Raw genomic sequence first — 17,566 nt, 5'->3', positions numbered from 1 at the left:
CAGGAGGTTACCCATGTCTTCATGGCCCATTTACGATCAGGAACAGATTGACGCGGTCAGCCGGGTTCTGGCCTCGGGCAAGGTCAATGCCTGGACCGGTCCGGATGTCCGCGCGTTCGAGGACGAATACCGGGCCTACACCGGTGCAAGACATGCGATTGCGATGGCGAACGGAACGGTGACCCTGGACGGGGCCCTGCACGTGCTGGACTTGAGCCCCGGCGACGAAGTTATTGTGACCCCCCGCAGTTTCATTGCCTCTGCCAGCTCGGTGATGCTGGCGGGTGGCACGCCGGTGTTTGCCGATGTGGATCCGGTGACGCAGAATCTGACGGTCGAGACAATCGCACCGCTGATCACGCCCCGCACCCGTGGGATCATCCCTGTGCATCTGGGCGGCTGGCCCTGCGACATGGACGCGATCATGGGTTTGGCCCGCGTCCATAACCTGTGGGTGATCGAGGATTGTGCGCAGGCGCACGGTGCCATGATCGGGGATCGGCATATCGGCACCATCGGCACGTTCGGGTCCTTTTCCTTTTGCCAGGACAAGATCATGACAACCGGTGGCGAAGGCGGGCTGTTGGTGACCAACGACGACGATCTATGGTCGCGGGTCTGGAGCTACAAGGACCACGGCAAAGGCTACGACACCGTTTTCAACAAGCCCCACCCGCCGGGCTTTCGGTGGCTGCACGACTCCGGTCCGGGAACGAACCTTCGGATGACGGGTCCCTCGGCGGCGCTTGGGCGTATGCAGCTGCGGCGGCTGAATGAATGGCGGGCCCATCGCACGGCAAATGCCGAATGTCTGATCGAGGCTTTGTCGGGTTGCCCCGCCTTCCACGTGCCGATCCCGCCCGCAGGTATCACGCATGCGTACTATCGGTTCTACGCATTTGTGCGCCCGCAGGCTCTGGCCTCCGGTTGGTCGCGCGACCGGATCATCGCCGAGATCACCGAGGCCGGTTTCCCTGCGTTTTCAGGCAGTTGTTCTGAGATTTACCTGGAAGAGACGTTCCGCAAGAATGGTTTGGGACCCTCGGAGCGTTTGCCCGTGGCACGGGAGCTCGGCGAAACAAGCCTCGCATTCCTTGTCGATCCGGGATGTAGTCTGGAACACACGGCGCGTCTCGCACAGGTCGTTCGCGACGTGGGCAACCGCGCCCTCGCTGCGCAGAAAGCCGGATAGATGATCCTGCACGTGGTCACGGATTTCTCGACTCAGGGTGGTGCGCAGGCGATGCTGGCACGCCTGCTGGCGCATTCGGGTGAGCGAGCCGTGGTCATAGCCCTGACCGAAGTGTCGGATCGTTGCCGTGCGATGGCCGGGAATGACAAGATCGAGTATGTCTCGCTTCACGCGAAGTCGCCGGTCTCCTTTCCGCGTGCGATCTGGCGTATTGCCCGGCTGATCCGTACCCATAAACCCGACGTCGTGTTGTGCTGGATGTATCACGCGATGGTGGTCGGACTGATCGCCGAGGTGTTGTCGATGCGGCGGGTTCCGGTGATCTGGACGGTGCGCCAGGCGCTGGACGACCCGGCTGCCTTTACACGCAGCACGCGAATGGCCGTGCGGCTATCCCAGAAACTGTCGCGCTTCTGCACGGCGATCATCTACAACTCGAACCGTGCACTGGAACAGCACACGAAATATGGATTTGCCGATACAAACGCTAGGGTCATACCAAACGGGTTTACCTTGCCGGAGTCACCGCAGTCCCGCGACGGTCCAGTGCGCGTGATTGGACTGGCGGCCCGGTTTCATCCACAAAAAGACTTCGGGACGTTTTTCCGCGCGTTTGCACTGGCCCGGCGCACGCTACCCGATCTTTCAGCCCGTCTTGCCGGAGAAAATGTCTCGTCAGACAACAATGCTTTGCGCGAGTTGATGGCAGAAAACGATCTGCCTGAAGAGAGCGTCACGCTGTGCGGTGACCTACATGACATGCACGCGTTCTACAATGAGATTGACCTGCTGGTTCTGTCATCGCGCACCGAAGGTTTCCCGAATGTTATCGCAGAAGCCATGAGCTTTGGTCGCCCGGTCGTGACAACGGATGTCGGCGACGCGGCGCGGATTGTGGATGATGCCCATCTTGTTGTGCCCGCGCGAGATGCGCAGGCTTTAGCTCAGGCACTTATCAAAGCCGCACAATGGTCGCCGCAGGAATATGTGGCGCGCAGCCAAGCCGCGCGGGACCGGATCGCAAACAATTATTCTCTGGCCGCTGTTGCGCGCGCCTATGATGATGTCTTGCAAAGTCCTGCGGGCCAGCCGGGGTCGTCAACCGCCCCGAATATCGGATAGAGAGTCAGGGTCATGTGCGGCATTGCTGGATATCTTGCATTCCAACCCATCGGCGTCGAGGCGGGGACCGCTGCACTCAAGGCGATGTGTGACAGTATTGCGCATCGCGGCCCGGATGCCGACGGGATGTTTGTCGATCCGGATGCCGGTGTCGCGTTGGGTCACCGGCGCTTGTCCATCGTCGATTTGTCGGAAACCGGTGCGCAACCCATGACATCGCCCAGCGGACGGTTTTGCATCGTCTATAACGGCGAAATCTACGGGTTTCTCGACCTGCGTCAGAAATTGATCGACCAGGGCGTCGCGTTCAGGGGCACGTCGGACACCGAGGTTCTGTTGGCTTCGATGGATCTGTGGGGCATTCGCAGGACACTGGAACTTGCGCATGGCATGTTTGCCTTTGCGGTGTTCGACCGACAAAAGAACCGGGTTGTCTTTGCGCGCGACCGACTGGGCAAAAAGCCACTGTATCTGGGCGTAAAAGGCGGCCATCTGCTGTTCGGCTCAGAATTGAAGGCCCTGCGCACCCATTCCGCATTCGGACCGCCCGAGGCCGACCGGCGGGCACAGGCGCAATATGTGCGCTATGCGTTTATCCCGGCACCATTGACGATTTACCGGGACGTGATGAAGCTGCCTGCGGGCACGATGGTCGAGGTCGACCTGAACGCGCCACCGGCATCTTCCGAAGACCTCGTTGAGGGGCTCGAAGCCTTCTGGGATCTGCGCGAGCGGGTCGAGGCCGGACGGGCAAACCCCTACGATACCGAGGCGCAGGCCTTGGCCGGGATTGAAGACGCCCTGCATGCGGCGGTTGGCGAACGTATGGTCGCGGATGTCACCGTTGGTACGTTCCTGTCGGGCGGGATAGATTCCAGCCTGATCACCGCGATGATGCAGGAGCAATCGGACAACAAAGTCATCAGCTTCACCGTCCGCTTCGATCATGACGCCACCAACGAGGCCGATCATGCGGCGGCCATCGCACAACATCTGGGCACCGACCATCACGAGGTGACGGCAACGCCGCAGATGGCCTTTGATCTGTTGCAAACGCTGCCGCAGGTTTATGACGAACCGTTTGCCGACCCTTCTGCCTTTCCGACGCTGTTGGTTTCGCAACTGGCGCGCGCGCAGCTCAAGGTGGTGATGTCGGGTGATGGCGGGGATGAATCCTTTGGAGGATACGAGCGTTATGTGCGCATGATGGCGATGGAACGCCTGAGCGCCAAATTGCCCGGCCCGGCGGTTTCCGCACTGGCAGCCTCACCCGCATTTGTAACGCAGGCGGCGGCCAAGGTCCTTCAGCCGCTCGCACCGGCGAGCATGCGCGATCAGGTTACGCCGGACCGGTTGTCCAAGGTGGCCTCAATCGCGCGCCACGCGGATTTTCGGAGCCGCTACAACGCCTTGTTCACGTTGTGGGAGCCCCCTGTGGAGGATTGTCAGGGTGTCTTTCGGTCACATCATATACCGGACGGTTTGACACCGCAGGACACCATGATGCTGCTGGACTCGGAACTGTACCTGCCCGAGAGCATTCTGGTGAAAGCCGACCGCGCGTCGATGTCGGTGGGGCTGGAGGTGCGTGCGCCGTTGCTGGACTACCGTGTGGTCGAGGCGGCCTGGCGCTCGCCTGCGTCGCTGCGTTATGATGGCAAATCCGGCAAGGTTGCCCTGCGCCATCTGTTGGACAAACGCGTGCCGAAGGCGTTGTATGACCGGCCCAAACAAGGCTTTGGCATACCGCTGAACGACTGGTTGCGGGGCCCGTTGAAATCCGTCGCGCAAGAGGTGTTTTCTGCTGACACAACAGTAGGTGAGATTTTTGGCCGCGCGCAACTCAACAAACGGTGGAATGAGCACTTGGCCGGTACACGCAATTGGGGGCCCCATCTGTGGGTCGCGCTGATGTACCATTTCTGGCAGGAGGAATGGCTGCGCTGACCGGGTGCTTTGACCTATGGCAGAGGGTCACCGGCCAGAACGCTCAGGTATTCTTCGAGATTTGACCAGCCGTCGCCATCCCGGTCTTTCCACGTGTCGCTCCGGTCATCGGGGTCCAGGCCTTCGTGCATCTCTTCCCAATCGTCCGGCAGACCGTCCAGATCCCGGTCGTTCAACAGACTGATCTCTGGCAGATCGGGCCAGCCACCTGCCTCGTCCGGGTGGTCAATCCTGTGCCCGTCGCACCCAAGAACGTTTTCGATGATCGACGCATCCAGACTGTCCAATTGCCGATCCGGGCCAAAGCGCGCGCCGACATTTCCCAGCACGTGATCCAGTACGCCCCCCACCGGCTGCGGCGTGACCGACAGGCCATGCGCCGGTTGTTCAACCAGATTAGCAACCGCAGCAACGTCGGCAATTCGCCCTCTCTTTGAGCGGTCGCACAGCATATCCAACCGGTTGTCCAGATACAGGTTGTCCTGCTCAAAGACCTCCAGTTTATGGCTCGGTTCAACGGGAAATACCTCAAACGCCGCCGGGCGGTTGCGGTCGCGTGTGCTGGGCCCCGGCAGGATCACGTTGCCGACATAGTTGATCCAGGTGTCACCATAGAGGTTCCGAAATTCGCCGAATTGCGAGCTTGCATCGTAAAACACGTTGTTGACGATATCGATCGGCCCGAGTTGCGAGGACGAGACATCGGGATTGCGATCCCGGTTATGGGCAAACAGGTTGCCCACCAGCGTAATCCGCCCGCAATCCGAGACGGCCCCATCCTTGGAACAGATCAACGCGCCTTTGGAATGACGCCGCTCGGTGTGGGTGGATTTGTCCAGGCCATATGCCAGGATCGTGTTGGCGATGGTGATGTCATGGCTGGCATATCGTTCACTGCCAATGCCGAGGTTTTCGTCGACGCCAAAGGCTACTGAAACATGATCCACATAAACATCCGTACTGCTTTCAATGCCCAACCCGTCGACGCTGGGTGACGGTTTTTTGCTTGGCCCGGGTCGAAACTTCATGAACCGCAGCAAGACGTTGTTGGAATCGTAGATCATGAGCGGGGAGGATTGCACATCGCGGACGCGCAGTTGTATCCCCTGCCCTGGCGCGGTTTGTCCGGCAATATATGTATTGGGTGACACCCGAAATTGCTTGTCGACCTCTATCGTGCCTGAAACCGCAAACAGGCAAACCCGGCCAACACCCGGGTGCTGCAGACACTCGCGCAGGCTGCCACGCCCGGAATCCTCAAGCGTCGTGACATAGTAAACACTTCCACCCCGCCAGCCGGTTGCGTGTTTGCCGTACCCTTGGGCACCGGGAAACGCCACATTTTCACCAGACGCGGTGTCAGCCGCTCCTCCGGTGGCCAACAACACACTCACGGCGCTGGTGTGAATCAGGGTAGAACGAAGAAAACTCGATACACGCATGTTTGAACCAATTATATGTCGAAACCGAAGAACAGAATTCAGTGAATTGTCGCAATTCCCAAAACACACTCTAGCCCATGCGTTCAGGTTTGGCATCCAAAACCAACAGCGGCCCTGAAATCGGCAAAGTTTTGATTGTATTGAGAAAGCCGGCAGTATTTCCCTGTCCTATGACCGTTTCAAGCAGCTATTGAGTCCTTTGACTGCCCTGTGCGCCCTATCCGGCCTTGGTCTTGCATTGCCGTTCGTTGCATGTTGTCTGCGAATGCTCAAACATGCCGCCGAATAGGTGGTCAATCTGAAACAGGAGCGCCAGCGTGCCGTCAGGCGAAACCTTTCGTCATATGATGACCTTTGCCGTCGTCGGATCGTTGGCCTTCTTTGTGGATGCTGGCGTGTTCACCGCAATGTACGCGATTGGAGCAGGCACGTTCTTGTCTCGCTGTCTGTCGATCCTCGCCTCGATCACCTTTACCTGGTATCTCAACAGAACCTTCACGTTTCGCACGCGCAAACCCGCTTCGTTTCTTGAGTTTCTGAGCTATCTCGGCGGGATGCAGATCGGGTTGGTGACCAATTTCACCACCTTTTTCGTGGTTCTTTTCCTGTCGGACACGGCCAAGGAGTATCCGATATTCGCGCTGGCCATTGCAACGCTTGCAGGAATGACGCTGAACTTTTTGATTTCGCGGAAGATACTGCAAAAATAGAACGATGCACGAGGTCGGCTACACAGTTGCCTGAACGTTCCATGGCAGGTACGCTGCCGACATCACGTGGGTGTCATGATCGGTGCATTTGAGTTTGTGACAGGTTTTTTAGTTTTGGGGACTGCCAGTTCGTGTTGAAGAATAGTTTTCTCATTTTACTCAGCATATTGATAACATTGGGTGTTGTGGAAATCGGTTTGCGCCTGTTCGATCCGTTGAACTTCCAGCCACATGTCAGCCGAAAACTGGCCAACGTCCCGCTTGTAAACGAAGAGAATTATTTCTGTACCGGCGGTCCGAAACGGCTGCTGCCGCATGATGTTGTATTCTCGCGGGAAGCGCCCAACCAATCCTATTTTGAGTTTCGCAACGAGGTCGCGTCCTTTCACGAGATCAATGAACACGGGTTTCGTGGGCCGTTTTCTTCCGGCGATGACAAAGCGCAGATACCGGTCCTTGGCGACTCGTTCATCCGGGGCACTTTGTCTGACGAAACCGAAACGATCCCGGCCCTCTTGTCTCGGTGGTCGCAGGATTCGCATTTCGTGAATCTGGCAACTGGGGGCCACGGGACGCTACAACACGCACTGACCTACGATGAATTCAAAGACAAGATTCCTCATGACACGGTGCTGTTGTTTATCTTAAACCGCAATGACCTGATCGACAACGTCCGGTTCCGTAAATGGCAGGACAACCCGGGCACACGCAGCCACACGCCTACACTCGCCCAGCGTATGAAACGCGGCTTTGCCTCGCTTTATGTGGGTAAGTTGTTGCTGATATTCAAAACGCAGGTGTTCGACCAGAATCTTCTGCCATCCGTGCCTTCCGAGACGGAACAGACCCTGTTTTTTGAATCCATTCGCTCTCTGTCCGCTGCCGTTGCCGCCAAAGGCGCCCGTCTGGTTGTGTTTTCACTGCCCGACATCTCAGAGTTTGTCGGCGAAGACAGGATCACCTTTCGCGAAGACCCTGTGGGATACAGCGATGAGGTCCGCGATCTGATCAATCAGGCTGCGATCGAGAATGGTCTGACCTGGCTGGATTTGAAGCCAGCAGTGATCGGGTATGCAACCGAACAGAACATTCCCGCCAGTGATCTCTATGGCAAACCGGATCATCATCATCAGGAGATCGGAAATTTTGTCGTGGCAAGCGAAGTGGCCCGGTTTCTGGATGAAAACGGTATGGCGCAATTCGAAGTCGAAGATGAGTTTGTTGACCTGACCCGCTTTGATCCGTCGCAGGTCGCCTGCCCCTGATCTCCGCCTCAGGTCTCGTCTGCTTCGCCGGTCAGTACGAATTTCCGACCGTGCAGCAGTACATGCAGCGGATACTCGGGCAGATGAATGGAATGCAGGCGGCGATCAAACTCTGCCGCGTCAATGTCCAGCGGCAGTTGCTGCAGGGCGGACAACTCTTTCATCCGTCGCGCTTCGCCGCGCCAGCTTTCCCCGCTCGACGCGGAAATCTGGTCGTTCAGGTAGGTCTGCCCGGCCGTCGCAAGCCCGCCAACAACCTCCTGAAACAGGTGGAACAGGTACAAATGGGTCCGGGCGAGCAGGGATCGCAAGCCATCATGCGGCAGAATCGGAAAGCGCAGGGCCTGAATGATGGTGCCGTTGTCGACTTTGGCGTTGATGATGTGCGCCGTCACACCATATTCCTTGGCCCCGTCATACAGCGCAAAGTTGATGCACCCGCTGCCGGGATACTCAGGTGGTCCGGGGTGAAAATTGATCGCTGCGACCGAGGCCGCATCAATCAGCGCCTGATCCAGAATGAAATAGCTGCGAAAGCAAAAGACATAATCGCCGCGCCAGTCGCGCACCCAGTCGGGTAACGTCTGGCCCAGACCCTGAGATTCGACATAGCGGACATCGAACCCTGCATATTTCAGAAACTGCAGTGCCTTTTGCGTTCCGTCACAGTTTTCACGCCCAAAGAACAACACGCTTGGGCCATCACCCTGTCTCGTCGCATCGATGCCGTTTGTCATCAAGGTCACTCGTTCACATCATGTCAGCCCACGCCCTGTTCGCGAGCGCGTAACCGGAACTATGACATACAAAAATCCCGCACTCTACCGTTTCGGCATTATGCGGGAAGAGCCTGCACTCTGATGGTGCAGGCCCGATGGTTCAGCCAATGATCGCGTTCAGTGTCGCGCTGGGGCGCATCACTGCGGCAGCTTTGGCAGGGTCCGTGTGGTAGTACCCGCCCAGGTCGGCCGCGCCGCCTTGTGCCGCGGCGAGTTCAGACAGAATCTGCCCTTCCTTGTCGGCCAGATCTTTTGCGACCGGAGCGAACTCAGCAGCCAGCTCCGCGTCGTCCGATTGTGCCGCCAACGCCTCGGCCCAGTAGCGCGCAAACCAGTAGTGGCTATCGCGGTTATCCGGCTGGCCAACCTTACGGCTTGGAGTCTTGTTGTTGTCCAGAATGCCTTGTGTGGCCGCTTCGGCTGCCGCGCCCAAAACACCTGCCTTGGCATTGCCCTTGCTGTCCGCGAGGAAGTTCAACGACTCACCCAGTGCACAGAATTCACCCATCGAATCCCAGCGCAGGTGGTTTTCCTCAACCAGTTGCTGCACGTGTTTCGGGGCTGAACCACCGGCGCCGGTTTCGAACAGACCGCCACCGTTCATCAATTTGACGATCGACAGCATCTTGGCCGAAGTGCCCAGCTCGAGGATCGGGAACAGGTCGGTCAGGTAATCCCGCAACACATTGCCGGTTATGGCGATGCTGTTCTTGCCAGCGGTGATCGTTTCCAGAGATTGGCGGGTCGCTTCGCGCGGAGCCATGATCAGGAACTTGTCAGCCACACCCGCCGCTTCCAGTGCGGGTTTGACGTATTTGATCAACTCCGCGTCATGCGCGCGGTTTGCGTCCAGCCAGAAGATGGCCTCCGATCCGGTCAACCGCTGACGGTCCATCGCCAGTTGAATCCAGTTCTCGATCGGCGCTTTCTTGACCGTGCATGACCGCCAGATATCGCCCTGTTCAACCGCATGTTCATGCAACACGTCACCATTTGCCAGAACGATGCGCATGGTGCCATCCGCAGGAGCCTGGAACGTGGTCGGATGCGAGCCATATTCCTCGGCCTTTTGCGCCATCAGACCGACATTTTCCACGGCTCCGGCTGTGGCCGGGTTCAGCGCGCCATTGGCTTTGAAGAACTTGATGGTCTCGTCATAAACCGGAGCGTAGCAGCGATCGGGGATCACACAGTTGGTGTCGCCCTTTGAGCCGGTCTCATCCCAGCCCTTGCCGCCTGCGCGGATCACGGCGGGCATTGAGGCGTCGATGATCACATCGGACGGGACATGCAGGTTGGTAATGCCCTTGTCGCTGTCGACCATGTACATCGCCGGACGGTCGCCCTTGATCGCATCGATGGCCGCCATGATGTCGGCGTTGCCCTTTACGCGCTCAAGCAGATCACCCAGACCGGAGTTCGGGTTTACACCCAATTCATCCAGTTCTGTTCCAAATTTCTCGAACACAGGTGCCAGCCATGCCTTGACCGCGTAGCCAAAGATGATCGGGTCGCTGACCTTCATCATCGTGGCTTTCATGTGCAGCGAGAACATGGTGCCGTCTTTCTTCGTGTCCTCAATGGCATCCGCAATGAACGCGGACAGCGCCTTGACCGACATGAATGTCGCGTCGGCGACAGTACCTTCGGCCAGCGGCCAGCCGTCTTTCAGAACGGTGGCACTGCCATCCTTGCCGACAAATTCAATCTTCGCGTCACCGGCTTGTGCCGCGGTGATGGTGGCCGATTTCTCGTTCGCATAGAAATCATTGCCCGGCATGGAGGATACTTTGGTCTTGCTGTCCGACGCCCAGTCACCCATCGAATGCGGGTTTTTCTGAGCATAGTTTTTCACCGCCCGCGCAGCACGGCGGTCGCTGTTGCCCTCACGCAGCACGGGGTTCACAGCAGACCCTTTGATCGCGTCATACCGTGCACGAGTTGCTTTTTCCTCGTCGTTTGACGGGTCTTCGGGGTAGTCTGGCAGATTGTAACCTTGCGCCTGCAACTCTTCGATCGCGGCCACCAGCTGCGGGACCGAGGCGGATATGTTGGGCAGCTTGATCACATTGGCGTCCGGTGTTTTCACCAACTCGCCCAATGCGGCCAGATCGTCCGTGATGCGTTGTTCCTCGGTCAGGTTTTCCGGGAAGGTCGCGATGATGCGCCCGGCCAGCGAGATGTCCTTGGTGCCGACGCTCACACCGGCCGCCGAGGCGAACTTGCGGATGATGGGCAGGAACGAGGCGCTGGCCAGTTCGGGCGCTTCGTCTACAATGGTATACAATATGTCGAAGTTCGATTTATCTGCCATATTACTTTACCTTTTTTAGCCTTTCAGGGGCGAACGATCTGAGAGTTGCGGCCACAAAGTCTGCGGCACGGAAGGAGCAATGTTACGATCTGCCCCTTGGGTGACTCTGATTTGACAGGGCCTCCCTTAAATCACGTTTGTCTTGGAATCAATCGCGTAGACCCGCGCAATTTGACACGGGTTGGCACAAACTTCGCCGATGGCACGGTTTTGGGCAGGTTCTGACCCAAAATTGTGATCACACCTCGAATTGTCCGCTGGCTCTTCGACCTCTCGATGGTTTAACGAAACCTCTGGCCCGTCTCGGGATCAAACACCATTACACGCTCGGACGGGACCGAGATGCCCACCCGTTCGCCTGTTGTGCTGCGCTGGTCATCGCGTTCTTCGACGATCAGTTTGTCGCCATTCGGGGAGATCAGATAGGAATAGGACACACCTCCGAGTGCTTCTGTCAGGTCGACGGTGCATGTGTCGGCTGACCGGTCGATGTGTATGTGTTCGGGGCGCATGCCCAGCGTCACTTTGCTCAGGCCCGCCGGAACGGACGCAGGCACAGCCACTGGCTGGCTCAGCGCCGGGTGGGTGACCTGTCCATCAGCGTAGTCACACTTAAGGAAGTTCATCGCAGGCGATCCAATAAACCCGGCCACAAACCGATTGTCGGGGTCGCGGTACAGATCCATTGGTGCTCCCACCTGTTCGATCCTACCGTCGCGCAGCACCACGATCTTATCGGCCATGGTCATCGCCTCAACCTGGTCGTGGGTCACATAGATCATTGTGGCGCCAATTTCCTGATGCAGGCGTGCGATTTCCACGCGCATCTCGACGCGCAGTTCCGCATCGAGGTTCGAAAGCGGCTCGTCGAAAAGGAACACTTCGGGGCCGCGTACAATCGCGCGACCGATTGCAACGCGCTGACGCTGACCGCCGGACAGCGCCTTGGGTTTGCGTTTCAGGTACTGATCCAGTTTGAGGATGTTCGACGCTTCCTGTACCTTCTGGTCGATTTCGCCTTTGGGCACACCGTTCATCCGCAGGCCGAACCCCATATTTTCCGCCACTGTCATATGCGGATAGAGCGCATAGGTCTGAAACACCATGGCGACACCGCGCTTGGCCGGGTCCATATGGGTCACATCGCGGGCACCGATGTGAATTTCGCCTTCGGATGTCTCCTCGAGCCCTGCGATCATCCGAAGCAAGGTGGATTTTCCGCAGCCTGACGGGCCAACGAACACACAGAACTCGCCATCTTCGATCTGCAGATCAACACCGTGAATGACCTGTGTCTGGCCGTACCGTTTGATTGCCTGGTTCAGATTTACACCCGTCATGTCGCTTGCATCCTGTTGTTAGTGGCGTTCGGGCGGGTCTCGGGGAACCGCCATGCCTGTGCTTCGGTTCCGATCTGTTCGGCGACGCGCCGAACGCGAGGGACCCATGTCTCCAGTTGTTTGAAGTTCATACGTTCGGTGGACCCGGTCACCGAAATCGCACCCAACATCCGGCCACCGGACGTCAGGATGGGGCAGGCAATACAGATGATGCCGGGCTCGTGTTCTTCATCATCGACTGCGTATCCACGGCTTCTGATCAGGTCGAGATCCGCGCGTAGCGCCTGTTCCGAGGCCAGCGTTTTATCCGTGAAGCGATGAAAACTTTGCTGCGCCACTGCCTTGTTCAGCGCGGTTTCGTCCAGATAGGCCATCATCGCCTTGCCGACACCGGTGCAATATGCCGGCCCGACTTTGCCCGCCTGGGAATACATCTCGACCGGCTGCGCCGCGTTACGCTTGTCGACGTAGAGAACCTGGCTGGAATCCAACTGCGCGAGATGCACGGTTTCGCCGGTTTCCCGGCTCAGCGCATCCAGAAAGGGTCGGGCAATCGGTGCCAGCGAGCTTTGTGTCCACGCCGCATGCGCCAGCCGGACCAGCCGCAGCCCCGGTGAGTAGGTCTGCCTGTCTGGGTCGTATGACAGCATTCCCTGATTGGTCAGGGATTGCAGAAACCGATACAGCGTTGCCTTGGGATAATCGCTGCTGTCCAGCAATTCCGCAAACCGGACGGGTCGCTCAAACGACGCGACCTGATCCAGCACATCACATGCTTTGCCTATTGTTCCGTCACCAGCCAAGGCTGTCTGTTCTCCTCCACTTAACCTGCGGCCGGAGGCACGAAGGTCTTGACAAGACTAACCGAGTCGATGTGTAGTTTTCAATATATAAAACATGGTTTCATTATTTGGAACCAAAATGGAAGCTTAAGGGAGGAAACCATGCATTCCATGTTCAAGCGCACAGCGGCCGCTCTGGCTGCAAGTGTTGCACTTGCTGCGCCGGTTGCGGCTGAACTGACTGGCGATCTGAGAATCTTTCTCGATACTTCGAACCCCGCACCGCGCGCGACGATGGAAGCGATGATCGAACGATTCGCGGCTCAGCACCCGGGGTTGGAGATCGAAACCACCGTGATCGACCGTGAGGCGTACAAGACCCAGATTCGCAACTTCCTGACTGCAGACACACCGGATGTGGCCACCTGGTATGCCGCCAACCGGATGAAACCGTATGTCGAGGCCGGCCTGTTCGAGGATGTGTCAGACCTATGGGCCGAGCCTGCGATTGCCGACAACCTCGCATCGACCAAAGGTGCGATGACCATTGATGGCAAGCAGTGGGGCGTGCCCTACACCTACTACCAGTGGGGCGTCTACTATCGCAAAGACATCTTTGACGAGTTGGGCCTGAGCGAACCGACCACTTGGGAAGAAGAGCTGGCAAACTGCCAGAAGATCGTCGATTCGGGCCGCGCCTGCTATACCATCGGCACCAAGTTCCTTTGGACGGCGGGTGGCTGGTTCGACTACCTGAACATGCGCACCAACGGATTCGACTTCCATCAGCAACTCGCAAATGGCGAAGTCAGCTGGGAAGACGATCGGGTCAAGCAGACCTTCGCCAATTGGAAACAGCTGATCGACATGGGTGCCTTCATCGACAATCACCAGACCTATAGCTGGCAGGAAGCCCTGCCCTTCATGGTGAATGGTGACGCGACGGCCTATCTGATGGGCAACTTCGCGGTGGCGCCCTTGCGTGAGGCCGGGCTGACCGACGATCAACTGGACTTCTACCAGTTTGTCGCGATCAACCCCGATGTCGAACTGGCCGAGGACGCACCAACGGATACGTTCCACATCCCGGCCAATGCGTCGAATAAAGAAGCGGCCCGTGAATTCCTGCGCTTTGCCGTATCACCGGCCGAACAGACCGAGATCAACAACGGCGCAAACCTTGGGCAGCTTCCGGTGAATGCTCAATCGTCGGTGGATGACGACAAGTTCCTGCAGCAGGGCTTTGAGATGTTGTCGACCAACAGCCCCGGCGGTGTTGCCCAGTTCTGGGACCGTGACGCGCCTGCAGAAATGGCCAAGGCGTCGATGGAAGGCTTCCAGGAATTCATGGTCAAGCCGGACGATGCGGACAAGATTCTGGCCAAGCTGGAACGTGCACGTCAGCGCATCTACGACAACTGATTGTGCCCAAAGGGCCGGACCAATGTTCGGCCCGGAAACTTAATCAATTGCAAGGCGGGTCATGGCCCGCCCTGCCCCACAAAGCCAGAGTTTTGCCATGACCGTTGCCGTCGACGTCCCAGAACAAGAAAGCTGGTTCCACAGGAACCAACAACGCATCGCGCCCTGGCTTTTTCTGGCTCCGGGCCTGCTGTTCTTTATGGTCTATGTGATCATCCCGGTGTTTCAATCCTTTAACCTGTCGCTGTACGAATGGGACGGGCTGGGCGCCGCAGAATATGTCGGTTTTCGCAACTACGAAGACCTGTATTGGGAGTGGGTCGACCGGGATGCGTTCTACATCTCGCTGAAGAACAACCTGATCTGGCTGCTGCTGTACCTTTTGGCGATCCCGGCTGGGCTGTTCATCGCTTTGTTCCTGAACCAGACAGTCTGGGGCATTCGTCTGTATAAATCACTGTTTTTCTTCCCCTTTGTCATTAGTCAGGTTGTCGTCGGCCTTGTGTTCACCTGGTTCTACGACCCGACTTTTGGCCTTCTGAATGAATTCCTCAGCTTTTTCGGAATGGGCCCCCTGAATATTCTTGGCGACGAGAGGTTTGTGACATACGGCATCATCTTTGCCGGTCTCTGGCCGCAAACGGCCTATTGCATGATCCTCTATCTCACTGGCCTGAATGCCGTGGACCCCGAACAGATCGAAGCCGGACGTCTGGACGGCGCCAAGGGGGGGCGGATGCTATGGCACATCATCCTGCCGCAACTGCGCCCCGCGACCTTCATCGCCTTTGTTGTGACCATCATCGGCGCGCTGCGGTCCTTTGACCTGATCTCGATCATGACCCAAGGGGGACCCTTCGGGTCATCGCGCGTGCTGGCCTATTACATGTTCGAGGTCGCCTTGTCCGAATATGGTTTCCGCATGGGATACGGCGCGGCGATCGCGGTGATCCTGTTCCTCATCATGCTGTGTTTCATCGCCTATTTCCTCTGGTCGATGTACCGCGAAGAGAAGGGGCACTGAGATGTTTCCCAAACCCATCGAAAAACAACCCCGCACGGCACAGATCACCTATCAGGCGATGCTGCCTTTGGCTTTGCTGCTGTGGCTCGGCCCTCTCTTGGCAGTTGCGCTATTCTCGGTCAAACCCGCGGCAGATTTCACCAATGCAAACTATTGGGGAATGCCGTCCAGTTTCGAGGGCGCTTTCAACTATGGGCAGGTGTTCTTCAACTCCGACATGCCGCGTTATCTGCTGAACTCGTTCATGATCACCGTACCCACCGTGATCGGATGTGTCGCGCTCAGCTGCATGACCGGGTTCGCACTGGGGATCTACAAGTTCAAATCCAACCTCTGGATTTTCTTCCTGTTCGTTGCGGGCAACTTTGTGCCGTTCCAGATTCTCATGGTGCCGGTGCGCGACTTGACTCTGCAACTGGGTCTCTACAACACCAAAACCGGCCTGGTCCTGTTTCACATCGCATTCCAGACCGGATTCTGCACGCTGTTCATGCGAAATTTCATTCGCGCGCTTCCGTTCGAGCTGATTGAGGCTGCACGGGTTGAAGGCATCAGTGAATGGCGTATTTTCTGGTACGTCGTACTACCACTGATGAAGCCTGCGATTGCCGCGCTCAGCGTGCTGATCTTTACCTTCATCTGGAACGATTACTTCTGGGCCGTTGTTCTGACCCAGGGCGCGGAAAGCCAGCCGGTTACGGCCGGAATTACCAGCTTTAACGCGCAATTCAGGGCGGCGTATCAATTAATGAGTGCCGGTTCCATCGTCGCGGCGTTGCCGCCGGTGGCCATGTTCTTCCTGATGCAGAAACACTTCATCGCGGGATTGACCCTCGGTGCCGTAAAATAACTTCGAACCGGAGTTCGCTACATGACCAGAATCACCTTTATTGGTGCGGGTTCCACGATTTTCATGCAAAACATCGTGGGCGACGCACTGCTGACCCCTGCGCTGGCCGACAGTCATTTTGCGCTGATGGATATCGATCCGGTGCGCCTAGCGGAAAGCGAGACCGTGGCGCGCGCGATGATCCGCTCGGTTGGGACCGGTGCGACCGTCTCAACGCACACCGACCGACGTGCAGCGCTGGATGGGGCCGATTTTGTCATCACCGCGTTCCAGATCGGTGGATACCAGCCCTGCACGGTGACGGATTTCGAAATCCCCAAGCAATACGGCCTGCGACAGACGATTGCGGACACGATGGGGGTCGGCGGGATCATGCGAGGTCTTCGCACAGTTCCCGTTTTGTGGGACGTCGCGCAGGACATGATGCAGCTTTGTCCGAATGCCACGTTGCTGCAATACGTCAACCCGATGGCAATCAACACCTGGGCACTGGCCGAGCGTTTCCCAAACCTGAAACAGGTCGGCCTGTGCCATTCTGTTCAGAATACGGTCGAAGAACTCGCCCATGATCTGGACCTGCCGAAGGACGAATTCCGCTACAAAGTCGCAGGAATCAATCACGTCGCCTTTTTCCTGCAATTGCAGCACAACGGTCGCGACCTATACCCCGCCCTGCGTCAAGGGTATCAAAGTGGGCGTCTTCCCAAGCCGCCCTTGCTGATGCCCCGCTGCCCGAACAAGGTGCGGTACGAAGTGATGGATCATCTCGGCTATTTCTGCACCGAAAGTTCCGAGCATTTTGCGGAATATGTTCCGTGGTTCATCAAGGATGGCCGCGAAGACCTGATCGAGCAGTTCAGCATTCCGCTGGATGAGTACCCGACGCGCTGTGTCGAGCAGGTCGCCAACTGGAAGGAGCAGGCCAAGACCCTGACGGATGGCCGCGACATTGAAGTCACCCGCAGTCACGAATTTGCGGCTGACCTGATGAACGCAATCGTCACTGACGCTGCCTATGCAACATATGGCAACATGCCCAATACGGGCCAGATCCCGCAGCTGCCCTTGGGTGCTGTTGTTGAAACACCCTGCCTCGTAGATGCAAATGGTGTTCAGCCGTCAGTCGTCACAGATATCCCGCCGCAGTTGATCGCGTTGATGCGCACGCAGATCAACGTGCAGGAGCTGACGGTACGGGCCCTGGTTGAGCAGAATCCGGAACACATCTATCACGCTGCCATGCTGGATCCCCATACCGCTGCGGAACTGGATCTGCGCCAGATCCGCAATCTGGTGAATGATCTTCTTGCAGCGCACGCCGATTGGCTGCCGGACTGGTGCAAACCCGCCAAGGCTGCCTGACCCCAACTTCGCAAG

14 protein-coding genes are annotated in these 17,566 nt (G+C 57.7%); 9 read left to right on the top strand and 5 right to left on the bottom strand.

What is annotated here, in order from left to right; genetic code table 11:
- The first annotated feature begins 13 nt into the window (after positions 1 to 13).
- From ACR3E0_RS20890 to asnB, 3 genes are read left to right on the top strand one after another with little or no spacing between them, the layout of a single operon-like run.
- Positions 14 to 1,192, top strand: coding sequence for a DegT/DnrJ/EryC1/StrS family aminotransferase (locus ACR3E0_RS20890; protein WP_480481347.1), 1,179 nt, complete (start codon positions 14 to 16; stop codon positions 1,190 to 1,192).
- Positions 1,193 to 2,314: a glycosyltransferase gene (locus ACR3E0_RS20885; RefSeq protein WP_480481345.1), complete on the top strand. Its 1,122-nt coding sequence runs from the start codon at positions 1,193 to 1,195 to the stop codon at positions 2,312 to 2,314.
- 12 nt (positions 2,315 to 2,326) lie between these two features.
- Complete coding sequence (asnB, locus tag ACR3E0_RS20880) at positions 2,327 to 4,261, top strand: asparagine synthase (glutamine-hydrolyzing) (RefSeq protein ID WP_480481343.1); 1,935 nt, start codon at positions 2,327 to 2,329, stop codon at positions 4,259 to 4,261.
- A 14-nt stretch (positions 4,262 to 4,275) separates the two neighbouring features.
- Here asnB and ACR3E0_RS20875 read toward each other — a convergent pair whose 3' ends face one another.
- A complete protein-coding gene (locus tag ACR3E0_RS20875) occupies positions 4,276 to 5,655 on the bottom strand; it encodes a pectate lyase family protein (protein WP_480481341.1) in 1,380 nt (459 codons plus the stop codon).
- A gap of 365 nt (positions 5,656 to 6,020) precedes the next feature.
- Here ACR3E0_RS20875 and ACR3E0_RS20870 point away from each other — a divergent pair, with 365 nt between their 5' ends.
- A complete protein-coding gene (locus tag ACR3E0_RS20870) occupies positions 6,021 to 6,413 on the top strand; it encodes a GtrA family protein (protein ID WP_480481339.1) in 393 nt (130 codons plus the stop codon).
- Between the two features lie 185 nt (positions 6,414 to 6,598).
- Positions 6,599 to 7,678 (top strand): SGNH/GDSL hydrolase family protein, encoded by a 1,080-nt coding sequence (locus tag ACR3E0_RS20865; RefSeq protein ID WP_480481337.1) that lies wholly within the window; start codon positions 6,599 to 6,601, stop codon positions 7,676 to 7,678.
- 8 nt (positions 7,679 to 7,686) lie between these two features.
- Here ACR3E0_RS20865 and ACR3E0_RS20860 read toward each other — a convergent pair whose 3' ends face one another.
- The 4 genes from ACR3E0_RS20860 to ACR3E0_RS20845 form a co-directional block, all read right to left on the bottom strand.
- Positions 7,687 to 8,415 carry a formyltransferase family protein gene (locus ACR3E0_RS20860; RefSeq protein ID WP_480481335.1) on the bottom strand — a complete coding sequence of 243 codons (729 nt, stop codon included), beginning with the start codon at positions 8,413 to 8,415 and terminating at the stop codon, positions 7,687 to 7,689.
- 142 nt (positions 8,416 to 8,557) lie between these two features.
- On the bottom strand, positions 8,558 to 10,771 hold the full coding sequence (locus ACR3E0_RS20855) for an NADP-dependent isocitrate dehydrogenase (protein ID WP_480481333.1): 2,214 nt from the start codon (positions 10,769 to 10,771) through the stop codon (positions 8,558 to 8,560).
- Positions 10,772 to 11,052: 281 nt separating this feature from the next.
- Positions 11,053 to 12,111: an ABC transporter ATP-binding protein gene (locus ACR3E0_RS20850; protein ID WP_480481331.1), complete on the bottom strand. Its 1,059-nt coding sequence runs from the start codon at positions 12,109 to 12,111 to the stop codon at positions 11,053 to 11,055.
- Positions 12,108 to 12,914 (bottom strand): IclR family transcriptional regulator, encoded by an 807-nt coding sequence (locus ACR3E0_RS20845; RefSeq protein ID WP_480481329.1) that lies wholly within the window; start codon positions 12,912 to 12,914, stop codon positions 12,108 to 12,110. Before ACR3E0_RS20845 ends, ACR3E0_RS20850 begins: the two co-directional genes overlap by 4 nt.
- 141 nt (positions 12,915 to 13,055) lie before the next feature.
- Between ACR3E0_RS20845 and ACR3E0_RS20840 the strand changes: the two genes are divergently transcribed.
- The 4 genes from ACR3E0_RS20840 to melA all read left to right on the top strand — a co-directional run bounded on the left by ACR3E0_RS20840 (position 13,056) and on the right by melA (position 17,551).
- Positions 13,056 to 14,315, top strand: a complete 1,260-nt coding sequence (locus ACR3E0_RS20840) for an ABC transporter substrate-binding protein (protein WP_480481327.1) — start codon at positions 13,056 to 13,058, stop codon at positions 14,313 to 14,315.
- Positions 14,316 to 14,412: 97 nt separating this feature from the next.
- Complete coding sequence (locus ACR3E0_RS20835; RefSeq protein ID WP_480481735.1) at positions 14,413 to 15,339, top strand: carbohydrate ABC transporter permease; 927 nt, start codon at positions 14,413 to 14,415, stop codon at positions 15,337 to 15,339.
- A 1-nt stretch (position 15,340) separates the two neighbouring features.
- Positions 15,341 to 16,189 carry a carbohydrate ABC transporter permease gene (locus ACR3E0_RS20830; RefSeq protein ID WP_480481325.1) on the top strand — a complete coding sequence of 283 codons (849 nt, stop codon included), beginning with the start codon at positions 15,341 to 15,343 and terminating at the stop codon, positions 16,187 to 16,189.
- A gap of 21 nt (positions 16,190 to 16,210) precedes the next feature.
- The gene (melA, locus tag ACR3E0_RS20825) at positions 16,211 to 17,551 is read left to right on the top strand and encodes an alpha-galactosidase (protein ID WP_480481323.1); all 1,341 of its coding nucleotides are present in this window, start codon (positions 16,211 to 16,213) and stop codon (positions 17,549 to 17,551) included.
- Positions 17,552 to 17,566 lie beyond the last annotated feature (15 nt).

It is taken from the genome of Ruegeria sp. AJ12 (assembly GCF_056536245.1).
Note: the sequence above shows the minus strand (reverse complement) of the source record. Positions and strands in the feature narration are given on the sequence as shown.